Source organism: Roseibium sp. MMSF_3544 (genome assembly GCF_030732845.1).
Lineage (GTDB): Bacteria > Pseudomonadota > Alphaproteobacteria > Rhizobiales > Stappiaceae > Roseibium.
The window spans coordinates 239688-263041 of sequence record NZ_JASHKA010000005.1 but is presented as its reverse complement, the minus strand read 5'-3'; the positions used below and the strand labels follow the sequence as shown (position 1 = coordinate 263041).

The following is a 23354-nucleotide window of genomic DNA, read 5'->3' as shown; positions in this document are numbered from 1 at the left end:
CTAAAGTTCAGGTCAGAGAAAATTGGCTTTCAATTGTCCGGTCGTGCACGCAATCGCAGCGGTTCTGCGACAGGTTCCGGAACGAACGCGGAGATTTCTCCGCCCATTTTGGCGATTTGCCTTACCAAGGTGGCCGTGATGTGGCGCACATTTGGAGAGGCCGGCAGAAAAACCGTCCTGATATCGGGCGCCAAGGTACCATTCATGCCAGCCATCTGCATTTCATAGTCAAGATCTGTCCCGTCCCTCAGACCGCGGACCAGATACGCCGCCCCCTGCTGACGCGCCGTGTCGATGACCAGGTTTGAAAAGGAAATCACTTCGATCCGCTCTGCTTCTTGGGCACCGTATTCTGCCCGAGCAGATTCATGAATGAGATCGAGACGCTCTTCGAATGTGAACAAGGGGGTCTTGCCGGGATGGATGCCGATGGCAACCACGACCTTGTCGGCAAGAGCAAGCGCCTGATGCAAAATATCCATGTGGCCGTTAGTGACCGGGTCAAACGATCCGGGATAAAGCGCAATACGTGTCATGGCCATTTCCATACTCTGCCTTCAGGCGGGTCACAAGGAAAACACCCGGCAATTCTGGATTTTTATGCCTGCGCGACATTGTGTGACCGACATCACATAAGTCTTTTCAGCAATGGTCCAAGGTGAGTTCATCGAAAACAAGGTGTGAGCAGGAAACAGAATCATGAGGAGCTACGTTACATCCAACCCGACCGCCAGCAACAAGGCGCCGTCCTTTGCTATTCAGGCCAAAGCCAAAGACCCGGCCGTTCATTTCAAAATGGCAGCCATTTTTGTTCTGGCACTTCTGACGATGATCGCCGCCGGCATGATGAGCATGCATCCGAGCAATGCTTCGCAGGCTGAAGGCCTCACCAGTCTGGCAACCCAGGGTCTGGCGACCACCAAGTCCGATCGCGTCGCGGTTTCAAAGACTTCCGCTTCTTGCGACGCCCAGGCATGGGGTGCTTGGAGCGAAGAATGTGCAGCCTCGCTGACTGGCGCCAACAAGGTTCGTAACGTTTCCTTCGTTACTGTCGAACAGAAGGCACCGAGCGTAAACGAAACCATTCTCGCACGGTTCCCGACCACCAACTGAATTAGACTACCTCCAAACTACTCCCCGTAAACGGCAAACAGCGGCTCAGGTTCCACCCTGGCCGCTGTTGTCGTTTTAGAAGACGGTTTCCGTATCAGGTCTCGGAATCCCCGGTTTCGCCGTCTCCGTCATTTCCTTCATCTGAAGACGGGCCACTGCCGTCCGCATCTCCGGCTGCATCGCCGCTGATTTCAGTCCCTTCCTGCTCTTCGCCGGAAAGGTCTTCTTCATCCTCAACTTCCGAAATGCCTTCAACGGCCACGACCTTCTCGTCGGAAGCGGTCTTGAAGACAATCACGCCCTGAGTGGCTCTTCCGGCGATGCGGATCCCGTCGACCGGGCATCTGATCAACTGCCCCCCATCGGTTACCAGCATGATCTGGTGGCTCTCCTCGACCGGGAACGATGCAACCAATCCACCGTTTCGGTCGTTCACGGCCATAGCTGTAATGCCTTTGCCACCGCGTCCTGTCACCCGGTACTCAAACGACGATGTCCGTTTGCCGTAGCCGTTTTCTGATACCGTCAGGATGATCTGTTCCGCTGCGCTCATCTGTGCATAGCGTTCCTGCGGCAAATCACCCGCGACGACGCCGTCTTCATCGGCCCCGTTGCCGTTTTCGTCAGCTTCGCCGCGCATGGCGCGGGAGAGTTTCAGATACGCAGCCCTTTCCTCGGCGTCTACGTCAATGTGATGCAGGATCTGCATCGAAATGACCCGATCTTCATCAGCAAGGCGGATACCGCGAACGCCGACGGAGTTCCGTCCCGCAAACACGCGGACATCGGTCACCGGGAAGCGGATACATTGACCGGAATTCGTCGTCAGCATGACATCGGCGTGCTCCGAACAGGTGTCCACCCCGACGATGCCGTCGCCTTCCTCCAGCTTCATCGCAATCTTGCCGTTACGGTTGATATTCACGAAGTCGGAGAGCTTGTTGCGGCGAACCGTGCCGCGCACGGTTGCGAACATCACGTCGAGATTGGCCCAGCTGTCCTCGTCTTCCGGCAATGGCAGGATGGAGGTGATCTGTTCGCCCTGTTCGAGAGGCAACATGTTGACAAGTGCCTTGCCGCGGGACGTGGGCCCACCCAACGGTAATCGCCAGACCTTCATCTTGTAACAGATGCCGCGCGAGGAGAAGAACAGAACGGGCGTGTGCGTATTGGCAACGAAGAGACGCGTGACGAAATCCTCGTCCTTCGTCGCCATGCCGGCTCTGCCCTTGCCGCCACGGTGCTGTGCCCGGTAGGTCGCAAGGGGCACCCTTTTGATGTAACCGCCATGTGAGAAGGTCACGACCATGTCTTCGCGCTGGATCAGGTCTTCGTCGTCAAAATCGGCACCACCCTCGACGATCTCCGTGCGGCGCGGCGTTGCGAACTCTTCCTTGATTTCCAGCATCTCGCTCCGGACAATGTCCTGGATGCGTGCACGTGAGCGCAGAATGTCCAGAAAGTCGGAAATCTCCGCACCGATCTTTTTCAGCTCATCGTCGATTTCGTCGCGGCCGAGAGCCGTCAGGCGCTGCAGACGCAGGTCCAGGATGGCCCGGGCCTGTTCCTCGGACAGCTTGTAAGTGCCGTCCTCCTGCACCTGATGGCGAGGATCGTCGATCAGCCGGATCAGCGGCTCGACGTCGCGCGCCGGCCAGTCTCGCTCCATCAACTGCGCCCGTGCAGTTGCCGGATCGGGTGCGGTTCGGATCAGGTGAATGACTTCGTCAATATTTGCGACCGCAATGCCGAGGCCGACCAATATGTGAGCCCGGTCTCGTGCTTTCTTGAGGAGATAACGCGTCCGGCGCTGCACAACCTCTTCACGGAAGGCAACGAAGGCGCGCAGCATGTCGGACAGATTGAGCTGTTCCGGTTTACCGCCATTCAATGCAACCATGTTTGCGCCGAACGACGTTTGCAGCTGGCTGAAGCGATAGAGCTGGTTGAGCACAACATCAGGCACTGCGTCGCGCTTCAGTTCGATCACGACGCGCATGCCAGACCGGTCGCTTTCGTCGCGAATGTCGGAGATCCCCTCGATGCGCTTGTCGCGCACAAGTTCAGCGATCTTCTCGATCATGGTCGATTTGTTGACCTGGTAGGGAATCTCCGTGACGATCAAGGCGTTGCGGTCTTTGCGGACTTCCTCGATATCGACCTTTGCCCGCATCACGATCGAACCGCGACCCGTCTCATAGGCATTGCGGATACCAGAACGGCCAAGAATCATGGCACCCGTCGGGAAATCGGGTCCAGGCACGATTTCCATGAGCTCGCCGAGCGTCATTGCCGGGTTTTCCATGACAGCGATGGCTGCATCGATCACTTCGCCCAGATTGTGTGGCGGGATATTGGTCGCCATGCCGACGGCAATACCGCCGGCACCGTTGACGAGAAGGTTCGGAAATTTCGCCGGCAAAACGACCGGTTCGCTTTCCGAGTTGTCGTAGTTTTCCTGGAAATCGACGGTTTCCTTGTCGATATCGTCCAAGAGTTTATGGGCAACCTTTTCAAGGCGGCATTCGGTGTAACGCATGGCTGCGGCAGGATCACCGTCAACAGAACCGAAATTGCCCTGCCCGTCGATCAGCGGCAGACGCAGTGAGAAATCCTGCGCCATACGCACCAGGGCGTCATAGATCGCACTATCGCCATGTGGGTGATATTTACCCATGACATCGCCGACGACACGCGCGGATTTTCGATACGGCTTGTTCCACTCATAGCCGTTTTCGTGCATCGAATAGAGAATGCGTCGGTGAACCGGTTTCAGGCCGTCTCTCACGTCGGGAAGCGCACGGGACACGATCACGCTCATGGCGTAATCGAGATAGCTGCGCTTCATTTCATCGACGATGGAGACCGGTTTGATATCGGACGGCAAACCGTCTGAAGGGGTGCTGTTGTCCTGGTCAGCCAAAGAAGAACTCATTTCATTGTTATTGCTGCCTCTTTTATAGCCGATTCAAGTGCGCGGGCCAAATTTGAAGTGGTTTTCCGCGTAGCTAAAAGACATTTTGTTTCAGTACTTTAAGGAGAGTATTCACAGGGCTGTAAAATGATTTGCCAAAAGCAGGTCGCGGTCGCCTTCAAACCGCTGTAACAAGGCCGAATCCAAGCCTCAAACGGCACGTTGCAAGGCTGTGTGATACCCTCCCGAAGCAGGCTTCAATCTGCTGTTTCAACAATGTCTGCTTTCAAGGAAATGACCCGAAATGGTCGACTATTTCATCAACGCATTTGCGACCCTTTTCGTGACTATCGATCCAGTCGGTTTGGCGCCTATGTTTCTGGCTGTCACCGCCGGGATGAGCCAGGCAGACCGGCGAAAAGTTGCGATAAGGGCGACGCTTACGGCGGCAGGCATTCTCCTGATCTTTTATGCTTCCGGTCAGACCGTCCTCAATGTGCTTGGTATTTCCGTGTCAGCCTTTCGCGTCGCCGGCGGCATCCTGCTTTTCCTGATCGCAATTGAAATGGTCTTCGGCAAGAGACAGGAACGAAAAGCAGAGACGGCAGAAAAGGCCGTCGAGGCGCAGGGACACCACGGTACCGTCAATGAAATTGCCATCTTTCCACTGGCGATCCCGCTGATTTCGGGCCCGGCGACGATTTCCGCCATTATTCTTCTTTCAAGCCAGGCGCCGGATACTGTGAGCTATGCCGGTCTTGGCGGTGTGATCGCGATCATCCTACTTAGCTGTTTGGGTGCGTTTCTCGTTGCAGACAAGCTGGAGCGGTTGCTTGGCGAAACTGCGCAGCTCGTCATCACGCGTCTGCTGGGTGTCTTGTTGGCTGCACTTTCGGTTCAATTCGTCGCCGATGGTGTGCTCACGTTGATGGGTGGCTAAAGCACACTCATGGCCTAACGAGGCAACTTGAGCCTGTATTCCTGAGGCGACACGCCGTGAACGGTGTCCCTTGCCCGGATGACGACTTCGTCAAGGTCGTCAGGAACAACAACGCCGGATAGCGAACGTGTGAACGGCTGCTCTTCGACATGGGGATGCAAAAGAACACGTTCCCCCAAAAGCGTGCCGTCAGGCGCATAGACCTGCCAGAGATCCGCGTAATGATCCCAGCCGGTGTCGCCATGTTTGAGTGTTACTGAAAACGTCCAGTTGTCGCCGCTCTTCCTGGCCGTTGCTTCGACGATTTCAACATCCCCTGCACTGGCTGGCGCGTGGAACCCAATAATCGCGGTCAGCATAGTGGCAAGGCGCAGGATCTTTCGCAAATTCATATGTCTAACTCCTTGAAGTGTCGCGCATCCTTGCAAACGGTTGCCGCCGATACAAAGTCACGAATACGTCATGCGTTTCTTTCTTTGAAACCCGTCAAAGCTGCAGAATTTCCCCTGCTTGCGTATTGGGTCCGCTTTCTCCATTGTTTTAGCTGGAGGAAACAAATGCCGTTTGATGAAAAGACCGTGCGCGACCGGCTCATGGCTCTCAAACAAGAACTTGAATCTTATAGCGAACTCTCTGAAGACGCGAGAGCGACGGTCACACTCGACCAACAGTCCGTTGGCAGGCTTTCGCGCATGGATGCGCTGCAGGGTCAGGCGATGGCACAGGCCTCAGAACGGCAACGGCGTGCTGATATCCAGAAAATATCGGCTGCCTTGAAGCGACTTGACGATGGCGACTACGGATACTGCGTTGGCTGCGATGAGGAAATCGCCGAAAAGCGTCTAGAGGTCGACCCGGCGGCCGCGTTTTGTATCAAGTGTGCCCAGTAGCAAGCGACGTAACGTGGTGACGCAACGTTTCCAGGAAGGTCTTCACGCCGCGCGTGGTTGTATCCAATGGAAACGCGCGAAGGCCTGCTTGTGTCCACGCAGTTTCCGGGATCAACTTTTGCTCCCACTTCACAAGTTCTGCCTTCTCGCTACCGGTTAACGGAAACTGCTTTGCGGATTGCAGCAACAGGAGAAGTTCGTGAATCCGGCGCATGACAGAGAGCGCTTCCCCCATGAGCGCCTTCAAAGCAGGATCGTCCCGCCAGCTTCTTCCCTCGAAGACCTCTTGGGTTACACGCTGACCGGCGCCATAGCAGTCATAAGTGATGCATCCCTTGAAGCCGCGATCTTCCCTCAGAGCGAATATTCCACATCGATCGGCAGCTGTCAGATGAGGACAGACTTCTCCCGCATTCTTGTCGATGCCGAAGGACTCCGATTTGTCAAAGGCAAAGACCACGCAACAAAGCGCGGCACATGAGCTGCAATCCGGTGAGAACTCGATTGAAAGTTACTCCCACTCGATCGTGCCCGGAGGCTTGGAGGTGATGTCGTAGGTAACCCGGTTTATTCCTTGCACCTCATTGATGATGCGCGTCGCCGTTTCACCAAGGAACTCGTGGCTGAAAGGAAAATAGTCCGCGGTCATTCCGTCGACGGACGTGACAGCCCGCAATGCGCAAGCATAGTCGTAGGTCCGGTCGTCGCCCATGACCCCAACTGTGCGCACGGGTAGAATCGCAACAAACGCCTGCCAGATGTCATCATAAAGACCATGCTTGCGTATCTGGTCGATATAGACGGCATCCGCCCGGCGCAAAATTTCAAGCTTGTCGCGCGTAATCTCGCCCGGGCAGCGGATTGCAAGTCCCGGACCGGGGAACGGGTGCCGACCGATAAAGTGATCCGGCAGACCAAGTTCACGTCCGAGCGCCCTCACCTCGTCCTTGAACAGTTCGCGAAGCGGCTCAACCAGTTTCAAGCCCATCTTCTCCGGCAGTCCACCCACATTGTGGTGAGACTTGATGGTGACGGACGGCCCTCCGGAAAAGCTGACACTTTCAATGACGTCGGGATAAAGCGTTCCCTGGGCCAGAAACTCGGCGCCGTCGATCTCGTTGGCGTATTTTTGAAATACGTCGATAAACAGTTTGCCGATCGTCTTGCGCTTCGTTTCGGGATCAGACACCCCTTCAAGGGCATTAAGAAACAAGTCTGTTTCATCCGCATGGATCAGCGGAATGTTGTAGTGATCGCGAAACATGGACACCACTTCGTCTGCTTCATTGAGCCGAAGCAGGCCATGATCGACGAACACGCACGTCAGTTGATCGCCAATCGCTTCATGGATCAGAACCGCCGCGACCGAGCTGTCGACGCCTCCGGACAGGCCGCAAATGACCTTCTTGTCGCCGACCTGTTCACGGATCTTGGCAATCGCATCGTCGCGATAGGCACCCATCGTCCAGTCGCCGGTAAAGCCAGACAGGCGAACGAAATTTTCGTAGAGCTTCTTACCGTTCGGCGTGTGGTGCACTTCCGGGTGGAATTGAACTGCGAAGAATTTCCGTTGGGTGTCGGCGGTGATCGCAAAGGGTGCATTCGGCGAGGTGCCGTAAACATCGAAGCCTGGCGCGATCTCACTTACGTGGTCGCCGTGGCTCATCCAGACCTGTTCCCGATCGTCATCGAACCAGCCTTCAAGCAGCGCCAGTTGCGTGTCCTTTGGCGTAACATAGGTCCTGCCGAATTCTGCGGTTCCATGACCTCGTTCAACCTTGCCGCCGAGCAAGTGCATCATGACCTGCTGGCCATAGCAGATACCCAGGATCGGGACACCTAACTCAAACACCGATTTTGGCGGCATCGGTGCTCCGTCAGCGAAGACAGATGACGGGCCACCGGAAAAAATCACTGCCTTCGGTTTGAACTCCGCAATGAATGCGTCAGTAACGTTCTGAAATGGGTGAATTTCGCAATAGACACTCAATTCACGCAGGCGCCGGGCGATGAGCTGGGTCACCTGGGAGCCGAAGTCTATGATGAGAAGGCGATCATGATGGGTCATGCGCAGCTTCTAACCGGTCTGACTTTCAAAGAGAAGCAGGATATGGCTTTGAAACGCATCTCGCACAGGAAAATCTAAGGTCACAGCGCCGATTTGCGCGCCTGTACGGCTGACACTCTCGCGACCGGATAGAACGACAAGCTGTGCACGGCTGAATTTCCATTTTGACCCGCTGCCCACTGCTCCCTAAAATTTGGGCAACCGCAAAAATCACATCAATGGATCGGGCATGGATCGGGTCTTCAACGCATCGGATATGAAATGACCGCAAACGCCCGCACGGTGTTCGAGGAAGCACTAGCCCTGGAGCAGTCGGGAAATCTCGACAAGGCACTTGTCTCTTACCTAAAGGCCCAGGAGCTTTCCCCACAAGATTCGGAGATCGCCTACAAGACGGCATCCGCGCTGCTGCAGGCGGGTTATCTTGAAGAAGCGCAATCGCAATTGCGTCGCATCGTCTTTGCCGAACCTGATAATCTGAATGCACGCGCGAGCCTTGGAAATTGCCAGTTGCTGCTCGGCGATAGCGAAAACGCCCTGCAAAACTTCAAGGATGTACTCGCGCACGTTCCTGAAAATCGCAACGCACTCTATGGCCTCGCGAGCGTCTACCTAAAAGCAGGCAAACCCGCTGACGCATTGGCACCTGCAAAACAACTCATCAATCTGCTCCCTGATTCTCCGGCCGTACTTTCACTCTTTGCACAAACGCAGGCAAAGACGGGGCAAAGCGCTGCTTCAATCGCCGCCTACCGCAAGGCGCTCAAGGCGGATCCGTCCCATTTTGAATCGCTGCTGGGTCTCGCAGACGTTCTCCAGTTGAGAAAACGCTATGACGAGGTGATCGAACTCACAATCAGGGCGAACGAAGTAGCACCGGCCGATCCATTGCCACTTGAGATCCTGTCAGATGCCCTTGCAGGCAAAGGCGCCCTGGACGATGCGTATGAAGCCGGTGAAGCGGCGCTGAAGCTTCAACCGGACTCTCAATCGGTTCTTGTGCGACTGAGTGTGCTTGCCAGAAAACGCGGAGACCTGATTCAGGCGCTCAAGTATTCCCTTGATGCCCACATTCTCGACACGCGTGCAGCTGATCCTCTCAACGCAATTGGTGCTGCGTTGGCCGCGCTCAAATTTCCCGAAGAGGCTCGCGGCGTGTTGACCGGAATTGCCGCCGGAAAGGCGCTCGATGACAAAACAAGAAAACTTGCCGAAGGCTTGATCGCCGAGCATCAGATCAAGGTGATGCGTTCGCTCGAGACCGCTTCACAAGCGACGGCAGCGGCAAGCGAATCTGAGAGTTTGGGACAGCGCGAAGCGGGTTTGTCAGGCAACGAAGAACGTTCTGTTACGCGTTCAGAGACAACAGACATCACCGAACCACGTTCCGAATTGCAAAAGCCGGTGCCCAAACCGTTGTCACACAAAGAGGCTCAGCCCAACGTGCTCGGGCTCCAACGACGCGACCGCACCTAATTCAGGCTTGCCGCTCCAGCATTGAGACAAAAAAACCGTCTGTTTCTGTCGAGGCCGGTGTCAGCAAAATTTCACCGCGTTCGGTGATGTAAGTGGGGGGTGCTGCTCCCGGCAAAAGCGTTTGCCAGGCATCAGCAACACTTTTTGGCTGGAAACCGTTGTTTTTCTCCAAGAACCAGTCCACCTGAGCCTGGTTTTCACCGGGCAGCACCGAACAGGTCACATAGACCAGGCGTCCGCCCGGCTTCACATAATCGGCGGCATGTTCGAGCACGTCACGCTGATCCTGAATCCGGTCAGCCAGCGCCTTTTCCGTAAGGCGCCATTTTGAATCCGGTCTGCGGCGCCAAACACCTGTTCCTGTGCAAGGTGCATCGATAAATACCAGATCCATCTGGCCGTTTAGATCCTCGAGCGACGAACTGGCGGGATCGCGAACCTGAATGTTGCGCACGCCTGCCCTTTGCAGACGTTCATGGATGGGCGCAAGGCGCAACCTGTCGGCATCGTAGGCGTAAAGCTGTCCCTTGTTCTGCATGGATGCGGCAAGCGCCAGCGTTTTGCCGCCCCCTCCGGCACAATAGTCAAGAACCTGTTCACCCGGTGCAGCCTGAGCCAGGATCGCAGCCAACTGGCTGGCCTCGTCCTGGAGTTCGAACCAGCCTTTCCGATATCCTTCTTCGGCCTGTACGTGGGGCATGCGCCCGAGACCTGGCTTGGCGTCAATTCGAATCCCGAGCGGAGACAGTTTCGCTGCAACGGCTTGTGTATGTGCCAACCGCTTCAGGACCTTGTCCCGGTCGGACTTCAAAGTGTTGGTCCGTAGATCCACGGGTGCGCGGGCCGCAAGCGCACTGCCTTCGTCTACGGCGGCGTCTCCAAAGGCGGTGGTAAACGCAGGCCACAACCAGTCGGGAACATCGGCCTTCGCGACAGCAGGCATGTCTTTCGTGTTGTCCTCGCCGAGCGCCGACATCTCGCTGGCCTCGAGCGGTTCGGGCGCGTGCCGGTCTTCGGAAATGGCGGAAACGACCGCCTCAACACCCTTGTTCCAGGTCAGCGCGTAAGTTCCAAGTACAAGCGCTCTTGGCTGATCGCTCTTCATCCGTGCCGCGAGCGAGGCCTTGTTCCGCAATGCATCAAAGACGAGATTGCCGATCACGGTTCTGTCGCCAGATCCGGCGAACCGGTGGGACGTTCCCCAGTCCCTGAGTGCGACCTGTGCCGGCCTGTGGCGGCTTTCCACCTCGCTCAGGACTTCAATTGCAGCCGCCAGGCGTCCGCCGTCTTTCATGTTGATCCTTTGGTGCGGTCCAAGGCTTCACCTCAGACCGCAAGAACAGGTTAAATGTTGGAAGGATAGTTCGGGCTTTCACGCGTGATTGTTACGTCATGAGCGTGGCTTTCCCGAAGGCCGGCTCCGGATATCTGTACGAACCGGGCCTTGTCCTGAAAGTCCTGAATGTTCTGGCCACCGACATACCCCATCGCTGCACGAAGACCTCCTGCCAGCTGATGCAGAACACTGCTCAACACGCCCTTGTAGGGCACCTGGCCTTCAATGCCTTCAGGAACGAGCTTGAGACTGTCGCGGACTTCCGCCTGGAAGTAACGGTCTGCAGATCCCCTTGCCATTGCACCGACCGATCCCATGCCCCGGTAGGACTTATAAGACCTGCCCTGGTGCAGGTAGACTTCTCCCGGGCTTTCCTCCGTGCCGGCAAGGAGCGATCCAACCATGACGGAGGCAGCCCCCGCAGCGATAGCCTTGGCTAGGTCGCCCGAGTATTTGATGCCGCCATCGGCAACAACCGGAACGCCGTGTTTTTCGGCTTCGTTGACCGATTCCATAATTGCCGTGAGCTGCGGGACCCCAACGCCGGCGACAATCCGGGTCGTGCAGATGGACCCCGGGCCGATGCCAACCTTGACAGCATCGGCTCCGGCGTCGACCAAAGCCTTGGTACCTTCCGAAGTCGCCACGTTCCCGGCCAGAACCTGAACGGAATTGGACAGTTTCTTCACCTGTCCGACCATGTCCAGCACCTTCTGGGAATGGCCATGTGCCGTGTCCACAACCACCATATCAACGCCTGCATCAATCAAACGTTCGGCCCGGGCAAAGCCCTCCTCCCCGACGCTGGTTGCAGCAGCCACACGAAGCCGGCCCTGACTGTCCTTTGACGCATTCGGGTTGAGCTTCGCCTTTTCCATATCCTTGACGGTGATTAGGCCAATACAATTGTTGTCTGAATCTGTGACCAGGAGTTTTTCGATCCGGTTCTGATGCAAGAGGCGTTTGGCATCTTCCTGGCTGACATTGTCACTGACGGTCACGAGGTTTTCGCTGGTCATCAGTTCATGAATCTTTTGCTGCCGGTCCGACGCGAACCGGACGTCCCTGTTGGTCAGGATCCCGACAAGTTTGCCGGTGGTCTGGCCTCCAGTGCCGCCGTTTTCAACGACCGGAACGCCCGAAATCCCAAATCGCTCCATCAGGTCTTTTGCGTCCTGCAGGGTCGCATCCGGACCAATGACGAGCGGATTGACGACCATGCCCGACTCGAACTTCTTGACCATGCGGACCTCTTCGGCCTGCTGGTCCAGCGTCAGGTTACGGTGAATGACACCGATGCCTCCGGCTTGTGCCATGGCAATTGCCAGGCGCCCTTCCGTTACCGTGTCCATGGCGGAAGACAGGATCGGAATGTTGAGTTCAAGTTCCCGGGTGACCTTTGTTTTCAGGTCGACGTCGCCGGGCAAGACCTCCGAATGGCCGGGGATCAGCAGGACATCATCGAATGTCAGAGCTTGTTGTCCTGTCGACGGGACAAAAAAAGATGCCATGGCCAATTCCCTTTTGAATAGCTGGAGACGCAGGCTCGCATTCGAAGTCTGCGTCTATCGAGTCGCTTCGGCGTTGCCGGAGAAGTTGGCGCGGGTCAATAACACGCAGGTGACAGAAAGAAAAGGGCTCTCATTTTCCCGCTCGGACGTCCTTATTCACGGCCACTGACACCGCGCTCAATCCGGATCCAGATCGCTGCCGCGAAACCCCTTTGCGATTACATAGAGTTCCGGACTTTCCTTCCGGCTAGCCGGTGGCTTCAGATGCGAAACCGACTTGAATTCGCGTTTCAGATCCTGAAGCAACGCGTTTTCTGTACCACCCCTGAACACTTTGGCCAGGAAAGACCCTCCCGGAACCAGGTTTCGGCGCGCGAAATCGATTGCAATCTCGAAAAGATGCGTGGTGCGGAGGTGATCGGTCTGCTTATGGCCAGTCGTGGGCGCAGCCATGTCAGACAGAACGACATCAGGCTTTTTTCCTCCGAGCGCTTCCATCAATGCCGCCGGAGCATCGTCATCAAGGAAGTCCTTTTTGAGAAAGGTCGCTCCGCGGACATGATCCATATCGAGGTAATCTATGCCGACAACTTTCGGTGCATCGACACCCGACTGGACCCGTTCCACAGCCACTTGGCACCAGCCCCCCGGCGCACATCCAAGATCGACCACCCGGTATCCCGGCTTCAAAAGCTTATGCTTGTCGTCAATCTCAATCAGCTTGTAGGCCGCCCGCGACCGGTACCCGTCCGCTTTAGCCCGACGCACATAGGGGTCGTTCAGCTGACGTTCCAGCCAGCGTGTGGAGGATTCGCGCCTGCCGGCGGCCGTTTTGACTTTGACGTGCAGGCCCCGGTCGCCAGACCCTTTTCTTGAACGGCTCATATTGCATTCCTTTGGCGCCTGCGATCCTGGCGCTTGCCGGACCTCCTGTTGGCCCATACGCCATCGGCAGCCATCAATTCGGTCAAGATACCTTCACGAAGTCCCCTGTCGGCAACGCGAAGCCTCGAACAGCTCCAGCGCCGGCGGATCGCTTCCAGAATGGCACAGCCGGCCAGCACAAGATCGGCGCGGTCGGCGCCGATACAGGGGTTTTCCACGCGGGCCTCATACGGCATGTGCCGCAGTTGTTCAATCATCGCCGCGACATCGTTGTCATCGAGCCAGGTGCCGTCGACACGTCTGCGGTCGTACCGTCTCAGCCCCAGGTGGACACCGGCCAGCGTCGTCACGGTGCCGGACGTGCCGAGCATGTGCACACGCCCGGAGGAAATCGCCTCGGACAGATTGTCTGCGAGGCTGAATGCAGCAAGATGATCGGCAGCATCCTCCACCATGGCTTCAAAAATATCCGGCGTCACATGGACGCCGCCATGTCGTTCGGCAAGATTGACGACCCCGACCGGAAGCGAAATCCAGGACCTGATAAACCTGGTGAGGGCATAGCCTCTGGCGCCACACCTATTGCGCAGATCCAGCCAAACGATTTCCGATGATCCCCCGCCGATGTCGAACAGGATGACGCCGTCCGCGTCATGATCGACAAGCGAGGCACATCCTGCGACAGCGAGCCTCGCCTCCGTTTCCCGGTTGACAACTTCAAGCGCAAGACCTGTTTCCGCCTTAACGCGGTCTATGAAGTCGATGCCGTTTTCAGCGGCTCGGCAGGCTTCTGTGGCAATGAGCCGAGAACGGAGCACACCGCGATCGGCAAGCTTTCTGTGGCAATTGGCGAGCGCATCAATGGCACGATCCATTGCGGCCGCGCTAAGTAGCTTGTTGGATCCAACACCTTCGCCGAGACGCACGATCCTCGAATAGGCGTCGACAACACGAAATCCGCGCACTTCCGGCCTTGCAATCAGCAAGCGGCAGTTGTTTGTACCCAGATCGAGCGCGGCATAAAGCGGTGCTTTGTGCTGACCGGTGCGCGCACGCCTTTTGCCGGGTTCGTTTCGGGTGACCCCGGTCGCTTCGTCGCGCGACGACGGTGGACGGAAGCCTTCCTTTTGAAGGGCGTTTTTGTCCCGTATCGTTTCTTCTACCGCGAGAGTTCCGTCATTGGCGGACGCCGCTGCCTCTTTTGCAAGCGGTTCATCACGCTTCGTCGTCTGGCTGCTTTTTGTGTTTTTGGAAGCCTGCCAGCGCTTCCGACCACGCCGATTGGCCGCCTTTTTCCCCTTTGGACTTGTAAAGGTATCGGTACCTGGCTGGCCGCTTACAGCTTGGCTGTGGTCTGCGGACTGGACACCCTGCCCATGCCCCGCGCCAGTTTGATCCGAACGGCCACGTCGGCGCTTTCTCCGGCGTTTCGAAGGGGCGGATGGAATCGATCCGTCCTGCACGGCCTGCGCCTGTGCTTGGTTTTGATTTGCGACGATTCCAGTAACAGCCTGAGCCGGGAATTCTCCCGCTCCTTGAGTCGGTGCCGCGGCCACGTTGTCCGGGCCTGCGAGCTTGCCTTGTGGTCCCTGTCCCTTCCGGCGCTTTCTGCGACGGCGGTTGGACCCCTTGAACTCCGACCGAGTTCCACTGTTGCCGGACTCGTCAGCGGTACGACGCCCGGAAACGGGCGGTTCCTGACCTGACTCAGTCACGTTTTGCCTTTCAGGCCCTGCTGCTCCTGCCTTCCAGGCGGCGCAATCCCGGGCCATATCTTTCGTTGCCAAAACTGTAACAGGTTGACTGCTCTTGGAAAAGCACCCCGATCGCAAAACTTGAAAAGCCTGTGCGGCCCGGCCATCGCAAATTTCACAAAAAAGTCAAAAACGACACTTGAAATCATGATTATGATGGCTGTATATGCGGCTCACCATTCAGCCGCGATTTCAATCGCCCGGCTGACGCTCTGTAGCCTGAGCGGTTTTGGGGAATAGGTTAACGGTAGACCCGCGGACTCTGACTCCGTTAGTCCTGGTTCGAATCCAGGTTCCCCAGCCAAGTTTCTTCCAATTGAATTCAATTTCCCAAACGCGCACCCCGGCGGGGCGGAAGCTGTTCGCTGACTATCGATTTGCGCCCGAAGAAGTGCGGTCGGCGCTAAGTGGTGACCCACAAACTGAACTTATGCCAAACAGCCTGCGTTTTGTTGGACTGGATAGATCGGGACCGCGATCCTGACGCTAAGGAGGCGGTGCCTCGTAGCTGTGACAAGGACTGCTCTTGATGGGTCAAATCCTTCCGGATCCAATACCAGACTATATTGCGGCTTATAACGCACGAGACGTGGAGCGAATGCTCTCTTATCTGGCGCCGGATATCCGCTTTACGAACCTCTCAGACGGCAGTGTTACCGCCGACGCATCGGGGCTCGACGAATTCGCGGATTTGGCGCGCGCTGCGCTCGGCTTATTCTCATCAAGACACCAGGCCGTGCGCAGCTCCCTGTCCGTTGCCAACACAACCATCGCAGAAATTCGGTACGCCGCGACGGTTGCTCAAGATCTGCCGAATGGCTGGCAGCAAGGGCAACAAGTGCGGCTCACAGGTCTCTCGCTCTTTGAGGTCGAAGGCGGGCAAATCACCAGACTGGTGGATCAGGTCTAGCCAAGAGAGGGAACGGTTACTTTGAACTGGGACGATCTTCGCATTTTGCTGGCATTGGTGCGCTCAGGTTCGCTGACGCGCGCGTCGTACACGCTTGGAATTGATCAATCGACAGTCGGCCGCCGTTTGTCGGCGCTGGAAGCTGCGCTTGGGACAACACTCTTTTTGCGATCGAAATCAGGTCTCATTCCAACGGAAGTCGGTGAGAAGCTGATTTCCGATGCCGTCGAAATGGAGCGCCGCGCCGAACGCATCACACAAACCGCCGCTTCACCGGCAAAGGAGCCTGTCGGCGAGTTGCGGATCTTGGGCGATCATTGGGTGCTGGCCCATCTTGCCGAGCACTTTCTTCCGAGCCTGCTGCGGCTCTATCCAAAATTGTCTGTCCGGCTCAGTTCTGGCTGCCCCGCGGCATCCTCCTGGACCGCCGCAACTGTTTCTCTCTGGTTTGAAGACCCGCCGCAAATGGGGGAATTCGCAATCAAGCTCACCGACGTTCCCTTTGCCCTTTATGCCGCCCGCACTCAAAATGCTGACCGTCTCGGATGGGTCTCGATGCTGGACGACAGCGGCTCACGCCGCCTGCCGGCAAAGGTGCTTGAAAGGCTTCGCAAGCGAGATGAACCAGTCCATATCGTTGGAAACGACCCGGGCTTGTTGCAAGTTTCGATCAGGTCAGGGCTCGGCAAGGGTCTGCTACCAACCTGCATTGCAGATAAGGATCAGGGGCTAAGCCGCGTCGGCGGCCAGGAGACTCAATTCGAGCGATCCTTACATTTGCATGTCCATCCCGATACCGTTCAGACACTGCGCGTCCAGACGGCTATCCGGCAGCTGCGGGAAGCTGCCAAAGAGCTTTTTGGCAGCATTATCATGGAGGATGATCGCGGCCAACGCGTGAAACAACACGTTCAAAACCGGGAACGCGCAGCCTAGGTGTGGGATCTAAGAAACCTCTGCCCCTTTACGCTGCTCTACCGCGACAAGCAGCAGAAAACACTTTGAATACGCACAGTTTCTCGTCCGGGTTTCGTGCGACTTTTCGGGTTTCAATCAGTCAGGCTGAGACGTCACTCCGCGTCATGTTTCCGAGCGATGAATGCGGCTTTTTTGCCCTAGGAGACAAGTGAGCGCTCAGACGGCTGTTGCCGGAAACCCTGCAATTTTACACAGGCACCCGGCGAGCATGCGTGTTGTGGCCCGGTTGTCTGCTGCCTAAGGTTCTTGCTGATCCCCGTTATTTAAACAGCCCCAAGTCGGTTTGTTCACTCTTCAGTTCGGGAGGCAATAGTGGAATTGAGCCCGGAAGAAATCGATCTTATTCGCACATCTTATTTTCGCCTTTCGGTAGACCTGAAGCGCGCAGGCAATGTGTTTTACGAAAAACTGTTCGAGATCGCTCCGGAAACCCGCAGCCTGTTCGTTCAGGACATGACGGTTCAGGCAGGGAAACTGATGAGCACACTTGGGTTCGTGGTTTCGCAACTTCAGAACGCTGAAGACCTAGAGCCCATTGTCAAGGATCTTGCCCTCAGACACCTGGCCTACGGTGTCGAAAAGGAGCACTATTTTGTGGTCCGCCAAGCTTTGCTTGAAATGCTGGAAACCGTATTGCACGGCTCCTTTTCAGAGAAAGATTTGACGGCTTGGGGACGCGCTTATGACAGCCTCGTTGAAATAATGATCGACGCAGCCTATCCGATCGATTCCCTGCAAGACCGTCGATTGGCCAACGAGTTGTGAGCAGTGGACGTTTTAAGGTCCAGTACCTGCATTGCTGTTTCGCCAATCGACACTGAAACCGGGCTTTGCTCCTGGCACGTCAAGCGCCCGCAATAACGTCTATCTCGATCAGCCAATCGGGACTGACGAGCCCGGCAACAAGCAAGGTGGTGATAGCAGGCGGATTGTTTGCATGCCAGCGGCTCTGGCGGAGACGCGTCAGTTCCGAGATATCCTGCGTTCGCGTCAGATAGTAGGTCACCTTCAGGATGTTGTTCAAATCCAGATCATGCGCCGTCAAAAGTGCCTCTACATGATCCATGGCCTGATGACACTGACCGGAGAAACTGCTCGCAACCTCTCCATCCATTGCAACGCCAACCTGGCCGGAAAAGAAGAACAGTTTATCGGGGTGCTTCAACATCGTCGCATGGGCGTAAATACCGGAATACGCATCCGGAACCGGTCTTAAGGTGGCAGGATTGTTGCTCACGATCATGTTTCACTGTCCCTTGGTTCGAGGTGAACCAAACGATAGTCGCTAGCCTTCGGTGCGGACCAATTAAAACGATGAGTCTCGAAACAAAGCCGCCTTATTTCTCGCCTTCCAGAAAAACGTCCATTTCTTGCGCCAACCAGGTACGAAAGGCCTTCACCTTGGGTGTGTTTCGATACGAATGCGCATAGGTGAGCCAGTAAGCTGTTCCGTCGCTGCAACTCAGATCAAACGGCTGGACAAGTTGGCCGTTTTTGATCGCCTCTTGGAAAAAGGCCGGTGTCAGCATTGCGACGCCCTGGCCGGCGATCGCGGCGGTCGCCTCCAGAACCTGAGGTCCAAAGGTCTGGCTTGGCCGGTCCCGAAGGTCACCTGAATCGACGCCCGCTTGTTCGAACCAGCGCAGCCACCAGGGATCTGCCCCTCCCAGGATAGGGAGTTTCAACAAGTCAGCCGGTTCACGAACTCCTTTAATGGTTTCGGCGAGCGCGGGGCTCAGCATCGGAGTGAACGCAATCTCGATCAGTTTGTGGCACTCGAGATCAGGCCAATGTCCGCTGCCGCTCCGGATTGCAACATCGACAGTGCCGGATTGAAAGTCAGCCAGGGTTTCGCTGACTTCTAGCCGGACAGCTATATTGGGATGCGCAATCTGAAAACGCCCCAACCGCTCCGCGAGAAAATTTGTCGCGAATGTGGGTATTACGCTCATCTCCAACGTCGCCTGTGCGTTGCCCTGCGCCTCGGCAAATGCATCAGCGATCACATCCAGGGCGCCGCCAACCTGCTTCGACAACGCGGCTCCCACAGGGGTGAGTTCGACGCCGCGAGGACGCCTGTTGAACAGCGGCTGTCCAACACGTTCCTCCAGTACCTTTATCTGATAGCTGACGGCCGCCTGTGTCAGGCCCAACTCACTCCCGGCACTGGTGAAGCTCCCATGACGTGCTGCCGCTTCAAAGGCTCTAACAGCGGCAAGCGGGGGAAGCGAAGAACGGGCCATTCATAAATCTCGCTAATGCCTGCTGGTCGTTGATTTGTTTGTTGCCCGGAGCAAAAACACCGATAACGCAAGAAAATAAACCAGAAATGGACGTTGAACATGCGTTACTCGTTCTCGGAAGCTATCAAATTTTTTGCACCCTGGGTATACGCTTGCAACTTTTTTGCGAAGCGGCAGCGCACGTCCCGCACTCATTTAGACAACCTGTCACCTTATTTGCTACGCGACATCGGCATGACATCCGACGACAGCAGGCAGGCAAGAGAAAACGCCAGACCACGTCACGACCACTGGCATTAACGCGATTTCCTGTCTGCACGCACTAAACCTTCCCAAGACAGGATGCGTAACACGCCGGGGGACTTCCACTCATTAAGCTCCTGAAGCAAGACCCTTCAACTCAATCCTTGAGTGGATAAAAATTCTGCAATCGATTGGCTCGCCTGTTGGCGCAGCTGCTCAGACCCAACGCGCACGATTTCATCGAGCAGATTGTTCAGTGCGGGCTTCGTTGTCGCACGCTCTGCGAGATTGTGTATGACAAAGGTTTGCATGGATCCAACGAGTGCAATGCCGTTATTGCCTTGAGGCGTGACCGAGGTTTTCGACATCGCACCGCAAGACTCATTTTCAGGCTCCTCAGCATTCCGCGATGCAATGCACCCACGAAGCTCATTGGTTGCGGCCTCCGGTTCGATTTGGAGCGAAGAACGAAGCCTGTCTCTAAATTCTTCGAACAAGGCAAGGGCACCTGCCCGTTTGCCTGTTTTCGATAGTGCTTCCATTTGATCACGCAGGGCGCATTCGTCGAACGGGTCATGTTCCAAGCGAGATGACGCGAGTTTTTCAAGTCCCTTCCAATCCTTTCTGTCCCGACAATTTTCAGACGCTGTTTCCATGCCTTTTGTAATCTTGGCTGAAAATGATCTGCGTTCGGCATCAAGCCACTCCTGAAATGCAGGGTCGACCCGGCCGAGATTTCCAAAGAGCTCTCCGTTGCACTGACTGACCGCAGCCACAGGCGAAGTCCTAAGATCTTCAAGAAACTTGACGACATCGGTTCGGAAAACACCTTGTCGCAAGCAGATTGAACCGCGGTCTACCTCAAGCGCACACGCGCCAACGGATGCGAGTGCCTTTTTCACGTGATAGATCGTCTGACGCAGCGAGGCTCGCGCTTGCGCTTCGCCGCGTTCGCCCCACAAGCGGGCCGCTACGATTTCACGCTCCATACGTCCTTCGAGTGCAAGCAATGCAATCAAACAGGCAGCATGCTTAGTCGGCAGAACCAACCTCTTTCCTCGGAGCGTGATCTCCAGTTTTCCAAGCAGTCGAATTTCCAGACCTTTGCCGCTGCCAAGATCCGCGGTCGGGTTGGTGTTTTCCGTTGCGCTCAAATCACCGTCTGCCGGAGCGGTAAATTTCAGAACGTTGTTCATTTCTCGCCTCTTTCCGATCGCGATCAAAATCAAAGGGATTGAGATCGGCATTCTTCGCTGTCTGGCCGGGCTGAGCTTCCGAAGGCACCGGAACCAATAGATTGCGAGGTGAAAATGAGTCGTTAGGCGGAAAAGATCTTTCGGGATTCCTTTAGATTTCCATTGGAATTCTTAACGTCGAACGCATGGAAAGCCCCGTGTCTGACGGCGGTTTAAACGAAAAGTCTCAGTTTCTCTTCTGGCAGAAGTCATGTTTCTATATGCGGGCCAAAGCCAAAGCTTCTCCTGGAAGAAACAATTTCGATAGGCATTAAACTCATGTAGTTTACAGGGAATTGGTACCGGGACTCAGGTCTCCAACTCATGATCTATAGATTTGAGGAATTTGAGCTCAACGTCGAGAAGCGCGAACTTCTTCGCGGCTCAAATTTGGTGAGCCTGGAACCTCAAGTATTTTCCCTTCTGTTGCTGCTCATTGAAAACCACGATCGCGTTGTTTCCAAAGACGAGATCATCGAAAAGATTTGGGGTGGACGATTTATTTCTGAAGCCGCCGTTTCCAGCAGGATAAGTGAAGTCCGCAAGGCGCTTGGTGAAGGGTCGAAAGAGCGGCGCTTCATTCGAACCCTCTACAAACAGGGTTTTCGATTTCAATTCGAGCCGACAACACCTCCCGATTCATCCCCGACGACTTCCACCGGCACTCAGGACGCGCCAGCAAACAAAGAGCACAATCAATATCCGGTCATTGTCGTTCTCCCGTTTTCAGGCTTGCCGACCGATCCGGAATTTGACTGGCTCATTGATGGTATCTGCGACGACATCATTACCGGCCTTTCCCGATTTCGGGAGCTTCGCGTCATTTCTCGTCTAAGTTCCTTTGGGCTCGCCAGTCTGAACCAGAAAGACCTGGATGCGGCAATTGAAGATTTGTCGGCAGATTACATTGTTGAAGGCAATGTCAGACGCATCGGGAGCGCCTGGCGACTACAGGTTTCAATCGTCTCGACCGGTTCTCAGTCCCAGATTTGGAGCGAAAGGTGCACCCTGGAACAGTCTTCGTTGCAAAATCTCGATCCGATCACGGACCGAATTGTTGCAGCGATTGAACCTGAACTGCTTTCTGCGGAACGGGATCGAATTCGACGAAAACCCGAAACAGATTTAACAACATGGGAAAGCACACAAAAAGGCCTCTGGCTCTTGTGGCAACAGAAAAGCGGACTGCATGAGCAAGCAGTTTCCGTTCTAAGATCCGCGTGCGAGCGCGATCCTGATTATGCACTTGCTCACGCCGGCTTGGCCTATGCGTTGTGCCACGCATACAAAGAAGGTGTGATGGGATCCGATGCACTCGAACAGGCGCTGGTGGCCGCGCGGCAGGCCGTACAGCTGGATCAACGGGATGCATTTTCCTATGTTGCGCTCGGACGATCGCATCTTGCTCGGCAAGAGTACGATGAGGCGATCTCAGCCTATGATGAAGCGATCGCTCTCAACCACAATCATGCCTATGGCCATTTCGGAAAAGGGTATTCGCTTTCATTGAGCGGAAAAGCCGGAGCTGCAATCAAACACTTTGAAACGGTGCTTGAACTAAGCCCCCGTGATCCTCAGGGTTGGTCAGTCTGCGTTCTACTCTGTTTTTCTAACCTGATTATCGATCAGCCTGAGACAGCGCTCTCTTGGGCCCAAAGGTCGTTGCGCATGCCGAATGCACCCCATTGGGCAAAAGCAGCCGAAGCGGCTGCATTCAAGGCCCTGGGTCAGGAAAAGGAGGCTGAACTTGCACTCGACGAAGCGTTGGCTGCGCGGCCTGACCTCAATGCTGCTTTTTTGAACCGTGCGTATCCATTTGCGGATCAGAGAGATTTCAAGAAACTGTCAGAATTCATGCTCGGAAATTTCGTCCCGGATGTTTCGCAGGATCGCAGCACGGACGAGACTTAGTCAGCGTTTGTCGAATGCTTTGGCAAACAAGTGAGCCTAATCTTCTTGCGTATGCTCAGGACCTGCTGGTCTTTGCTGCGGGGAGCAAACCGTCCGGGCGCCAGAGCAATGCTGCTATGACGGCTGCCAGCACGATGGCATCGCGGTAGGGTGCAAGCGTTTCGGGCAGAAAGGCTTGCGCCAGAACTTCCACAATCCCGATCGCGAAACCGCCAAGAACGGCCCCGCCCAAGCTCCCCAATCCACCCAGAACCGTGGCAATAAACGCTTTCAAAACGGGGAAGAAACCCATCATCGGATCGACTGACCCGCGTTGTGCAGTCCAGATCACCGCGGCAATTCCGGCAAGCAGACCCGACAAGGCAAATGCCACAGCCACGACGCGATTTGCGCGAATGCCAAGCAACCGCAGCATCTCGATATCCTCTGCCGCCGCACGCATCGCCATGCCGGAAACTGTCCTGCGCAACAGGAATGTCAGGCCCGCCAGTGCCGCCAAAGTGACCAGGATGGAAACCGTCGGAACGACACCAAACGTGATGTCACCTACTTGATAGGTGCCGGACCAGGATGCGGGAAAGGTAATGGGCACCGGGCGGGCCGAAATCCCGTTTTGAAAGAGAACTTTCAGAATTTCAGACACCGCGAAGCTAGTGATGAGCAACGAAACCACATCTGCGCCGCGCATGGCGCGGAAGGCCGTGCGCTCCATCGCCAATGCCATGACCACGGCGGCAGCCAGACCGATGATCAATGCGGCGACTGGTGGAAATCCGAACACAAGCGACAAAAAGATGCCGTATCCACCGAACGTCATGATCTCGCCGTGGGCGAAATTGATGAGGCGGACGATCGAAAACACGATGGCCAACCCAAGTGCCAGCATGGCGTACACACCGCCGAGGCTTAGCGCATTCACCGTCTGCTGCAGCAAAAGTTCCATCAGA

At 55.9% G+C, this 23354-nt stretch carries 21 protein-coding genes and 1 tRNA gene; 9 read left to right on the top strand and 13 right to left on the bottom strand.

Features of this window, described 5'->3' with window-relative positions:
• Positions 1-29: 29 nt before the first annotated feature.
• On the bottom strand, positions 30-536 hold the full coding sequence (coaD, locus tag RBB47_RS09890; protein ID WP_305985616.1) for a pantetheine-phosphate adenylyltransferase: 507 nt from the start codon (positions 534-536) through the stop codon (positions 30-32).
• A 163-nt stretch (positions 537-699) separates the two neighbouring features.
• Between coaD and RBB47_RS09885 the strand changes: the two genes are divergently transcribed.
• Positions 700-1113 carry a phosphopantetheine adenylyltransferase gene (locus RBB47_RS09885; RefSeq protein WP_305985615.1) on the top strand — a complete coding sequence of 138 codons (414 nt, stop codon included), beginning with the start codon at positions 700-702 and terminating at the stop codon, positions 1111-1113.
• A 94-nt stretch (positions 1114-1207) separates the two neighbouring features.
• On the opposite strand, the gene gyrA is transcribed toward RBB47_RS09885, so the two are convergent.
• On the bottom strand, positions 1208-4048 hold the full coding sequence (gene gyrA / locus RBB47_RS09880) for a DNA gyrase subunit A (RefSeq protein WP_305985614.1): 2841 nt from the start codon (positions 4046-4048) through the stop codon (positions 1208-1210).
• Between the two features lie 283 nt (positions 4049-4331).
• Between gyrA and RBB47_RS09875 the strand changes: the two genes are divergently transcribed.
• Positions 4332-4967 carry a MarC family protein gene (locus RBB47_RS09875; RefSeq protein ID WP_305985613.1) on the top strand — a complete coding sequence of 212 codons (636 nt, stop codon included), beginning with the start codon at positions 4332-4334 and terminating at the stop codon, positions 4965-4967.
• A gap of 14 nt (positions 4968-4981) precedes the next feature.
• Here the strand turns inward: RBB47_RS09875 and RBB47_RS09870 are convergent, their stop codons facing one another.
• Positions 4982-5359 carry a hypothetical protein gene (locus RBB47_RS09870; RefSeq protein ID WP_305985612.1) on the bottom strand — a complete coding sequence of 126 codons (378 nt, stop codon included), beginning with the start codon at positions 5357-5359 and terminating at the stop codon, positions 4982-4984.
• Between the two features lie 165 nt (positions 5360-5524).
• Here RBB47_RS09870 and RBB47_RS09865 point away from each other — a divergent pair, with 165 nt between their 5' ends.
• Positions 5525-5857 carry a TraR/DksA C4-type zinc finger protein gene (locus RBB47_RS09865; RefSeq protein WP_305985611.1) on the top strand — a complete coding sequence of 111 codons (333 nt, stop codon included), beginning with the start codon at positions 5525-5527 and terminating at the stop codon, positions 5855-5857.
• Here the strand turns inward: RBB47_RS09865 and RBB47_RS09860 are convergent.
• Together RBB47_RS09860 and guaA are read right to left on the bottom strand one after the other, a co-directional pair.
• Positions 5841-6317 carry a hypothetical protein gene (locus RBB47_RS09860; RefSeq protein ID WP_305985610.1) on the bottom strand — a complete coding sequence of 159 codons (477 nt, stop codon included), beginning with the start codon at positions 6315-6317 and terminating at the stop codon, positions 5841-5843. The genes RBB47_RS09865 and RBB47_RS09860 overlap by 17 nt on opposite strands.
• A gap of 51 nt (positions 6318-6368) precedes the next feature.
• A complete protein-coding gene (gene guaA, locus RBB47_RS09855) occupies positions 6369-7925 on the bottom strand; it encodes a glutamine-hydrolyzing GMP synthase (RefSeq protein WP_305985609.1) in 1557 nt (518 codons plus the stop codon).
• 261 nt (positions 7926-8186) lie between these two features.
• On the opposite strand from guaA, the gene RBB47_RS09850 reads away from it, so the two are divergent.
• A complete protein-coding gene (locus RBB47_RS09850; protein WP_305985608.1) occupies positions 8187-9401 on the top strand; it encodes a lipopolysaccharide assembly protein LapB in 1215 nt (404 codons plus the stop codon).
• A gap of 1 nt (position 9402) precedes the next feature.
• Here the strand turns inward: RBB47_RS09850 and RBB47_RS09845 are convergent, their stop codons facing one another.
• From RBB47_RS09845 to RBB47_RS09830, 4 genes are all read right to left on the bottom strand, one after another.
• Entirely contained in the window at positions 9403-10695 is a 1293-nt protein-coding gene (locus tag RBB47_RS09845) for an RsmB/NOP family class I SAM-dependent RNA methyltransferase (RefSeq protein WP_305985607.1), read from the bottom strand.
• 50 nt (positions 10696-10745) lie between these two features.
• Complete coding sequence (gene guaB / locus RBB47_RS09840) at positions 10746-12248, bottom strand: IMP dehydrogenase (RefSeq protein WP_305985606.1); 1503 nt, start codon at positions 12246-12248, stop codon at positions 10746-10748.
• A gap of 177 nt (positions 12249-12425) precedes the next feature.
• Positions 12426-13133 carry an RlmE family RNA methyltransferase gene (locus tag RBB47_RS09835; protein WP_305985605.1) on the bottom strand — a complete coding sequence of 236 codons (708 nt, stop codon included), beginning with the start codon at positions 13131-13133 and terminating at the stop codon, positions 12426-12428.
• On the bottom strand, positions 13130-14596 hold the full coding sequence (locus RBB47_RS09830; protein ID WP_305985604.1) for a Ppx/GppA phosphatase family protein: 1467 nt from the start codon (positions 14594-14596) through the stop codon (positions 13130-13132). Before RBB47_RS09830 ends, RBB47_RS09835 begins: the two co-directional genes overlap by 4 nt.
• Before the next feature lie 521 nt (positions 14597-15117).
• Here RBB47_RS09830 and RBB47_RS09825 point away from each other — a divergent pair.
• The 4 genes from RBB47_RS09825 (at position 15118) to RBB47_RS09810 (ending at position 17540) form a co-directional block, all read left to right on the top strand.
• Positions 15118-15191, top strand: a tRNA-Gln gene (locus RBB47_RS09825).
• Positions 15192-15416: 225 nt separating this feature from the next.
• On the top strand, positions 15417-15797 hold the full coding sequence (locus RBB47_RS09820) for a nuclear transport factor 2 family protein (protein WP_305985603.1): 381 nt from the start codon (positions 15417-15419) through the stop codon (positions 15795-15797).
• A 21-nt stretch (positions 15798-15818) separates the two neighbouring features.
• Positions 15819-16733, top strand: a complete 915-nt coding sequence (locus RBB47_RS09815) for a LysR family transcriptional regulator (protein WP_305985602.1) — start codon at positions 15819-15821, stop codon at positions 16731-16733.
• Positions 16734-17087: 354 nt separating this feature from the next.
• Entirely contained in the window at positions 17088-17540 is a 453-nt protein-coding gene (locus RBB47_RS09810; protein ID WP_305985601.1) for a globin domain-containing protein, read from the top strand.
• A gap of 79 nt (positions 17541-17619) precedes the next feature.
• On the opposite strand, the gene RBB47_RS09805 is transcribed toward RBB47_RS09810, so the two are convergent.
• The 3 genes from RBB47_RS09805 to RBB47_RS09795 form a co-directional block, all read right to left on the bottom strand.
• Positions 17620-18018 carry a RidA family protein gene (locus RBB47_RS09805; protein ID WP_305985600.1) on the bottom strand — a complete coding sequence of 133 codons (399 nt, stop codon included), beginning with the start codon at positions 18016-18018 and terminating at the stop codon, positions 17620-17622.
• A 94-nt stretch (positions 18019-18112) separates the two neighbouring features.
• Positions 18113-19018: a LysR substrate-binding domain-containing protein gene (locus RBB47_RS09800; protein ID WP_305985599.1), complete on the bottom strand. Its 906-nt coding sequence runs from the start codon at positions 19016-19018 to the stop codon at positions 18113-18115.
• A gap of 395 nt (positions 19019-19413) precedes the next feature.
• Positions 19414-20415 carry a BTAD domain-containing putative transcriptional regulator gene (locus RBB47_RS09795; protein ID WP_305985598.1) on the bottom strand — a complete coding sequence of 334 codons (1002 nt, stop codon included), beginning with the start codon at positions 20413-20415 and terminating at the stop codon, positions 19414-19416.
• Between the two features lie 405 nt (positions 20416-20820).
• Between RBB47_RS09795 and RBB47_RS09790 the strand changes: the two genes are divergently transcribed.
• Positions 20821-22407 carry a winged helix-turn-helix domain-containing tetratricopeptide repeat protein gene (locus RBB47_RS09790; protein ID WP_305985597.1) on the top strand — a complete coding sequence of 529 codons (1587 nt, stop codon included), beginning with the start codon at positions 20821-20823 and terminating at the stop codon, positions 22405-22407.
• Positions 22408-22462: 55 nt separating this feature from the next.
• Here the strand turns inward: RBB47_RS09790 and RBB47_RS09785 are convergent, their stop codons facing one another.
• On the bottom strand, positions 22463-23350 hold the full coding sequence (locus RBB47_RS09785; protein WP_305985596.1) for a branched-chain amino acid ABC transporter permease: 888 nt from the start codon (positions 23348-23350) through the stop codon (positions 22463-22465).
• Positions 23351-23354 lie beyond the last annotated feature (4 nt).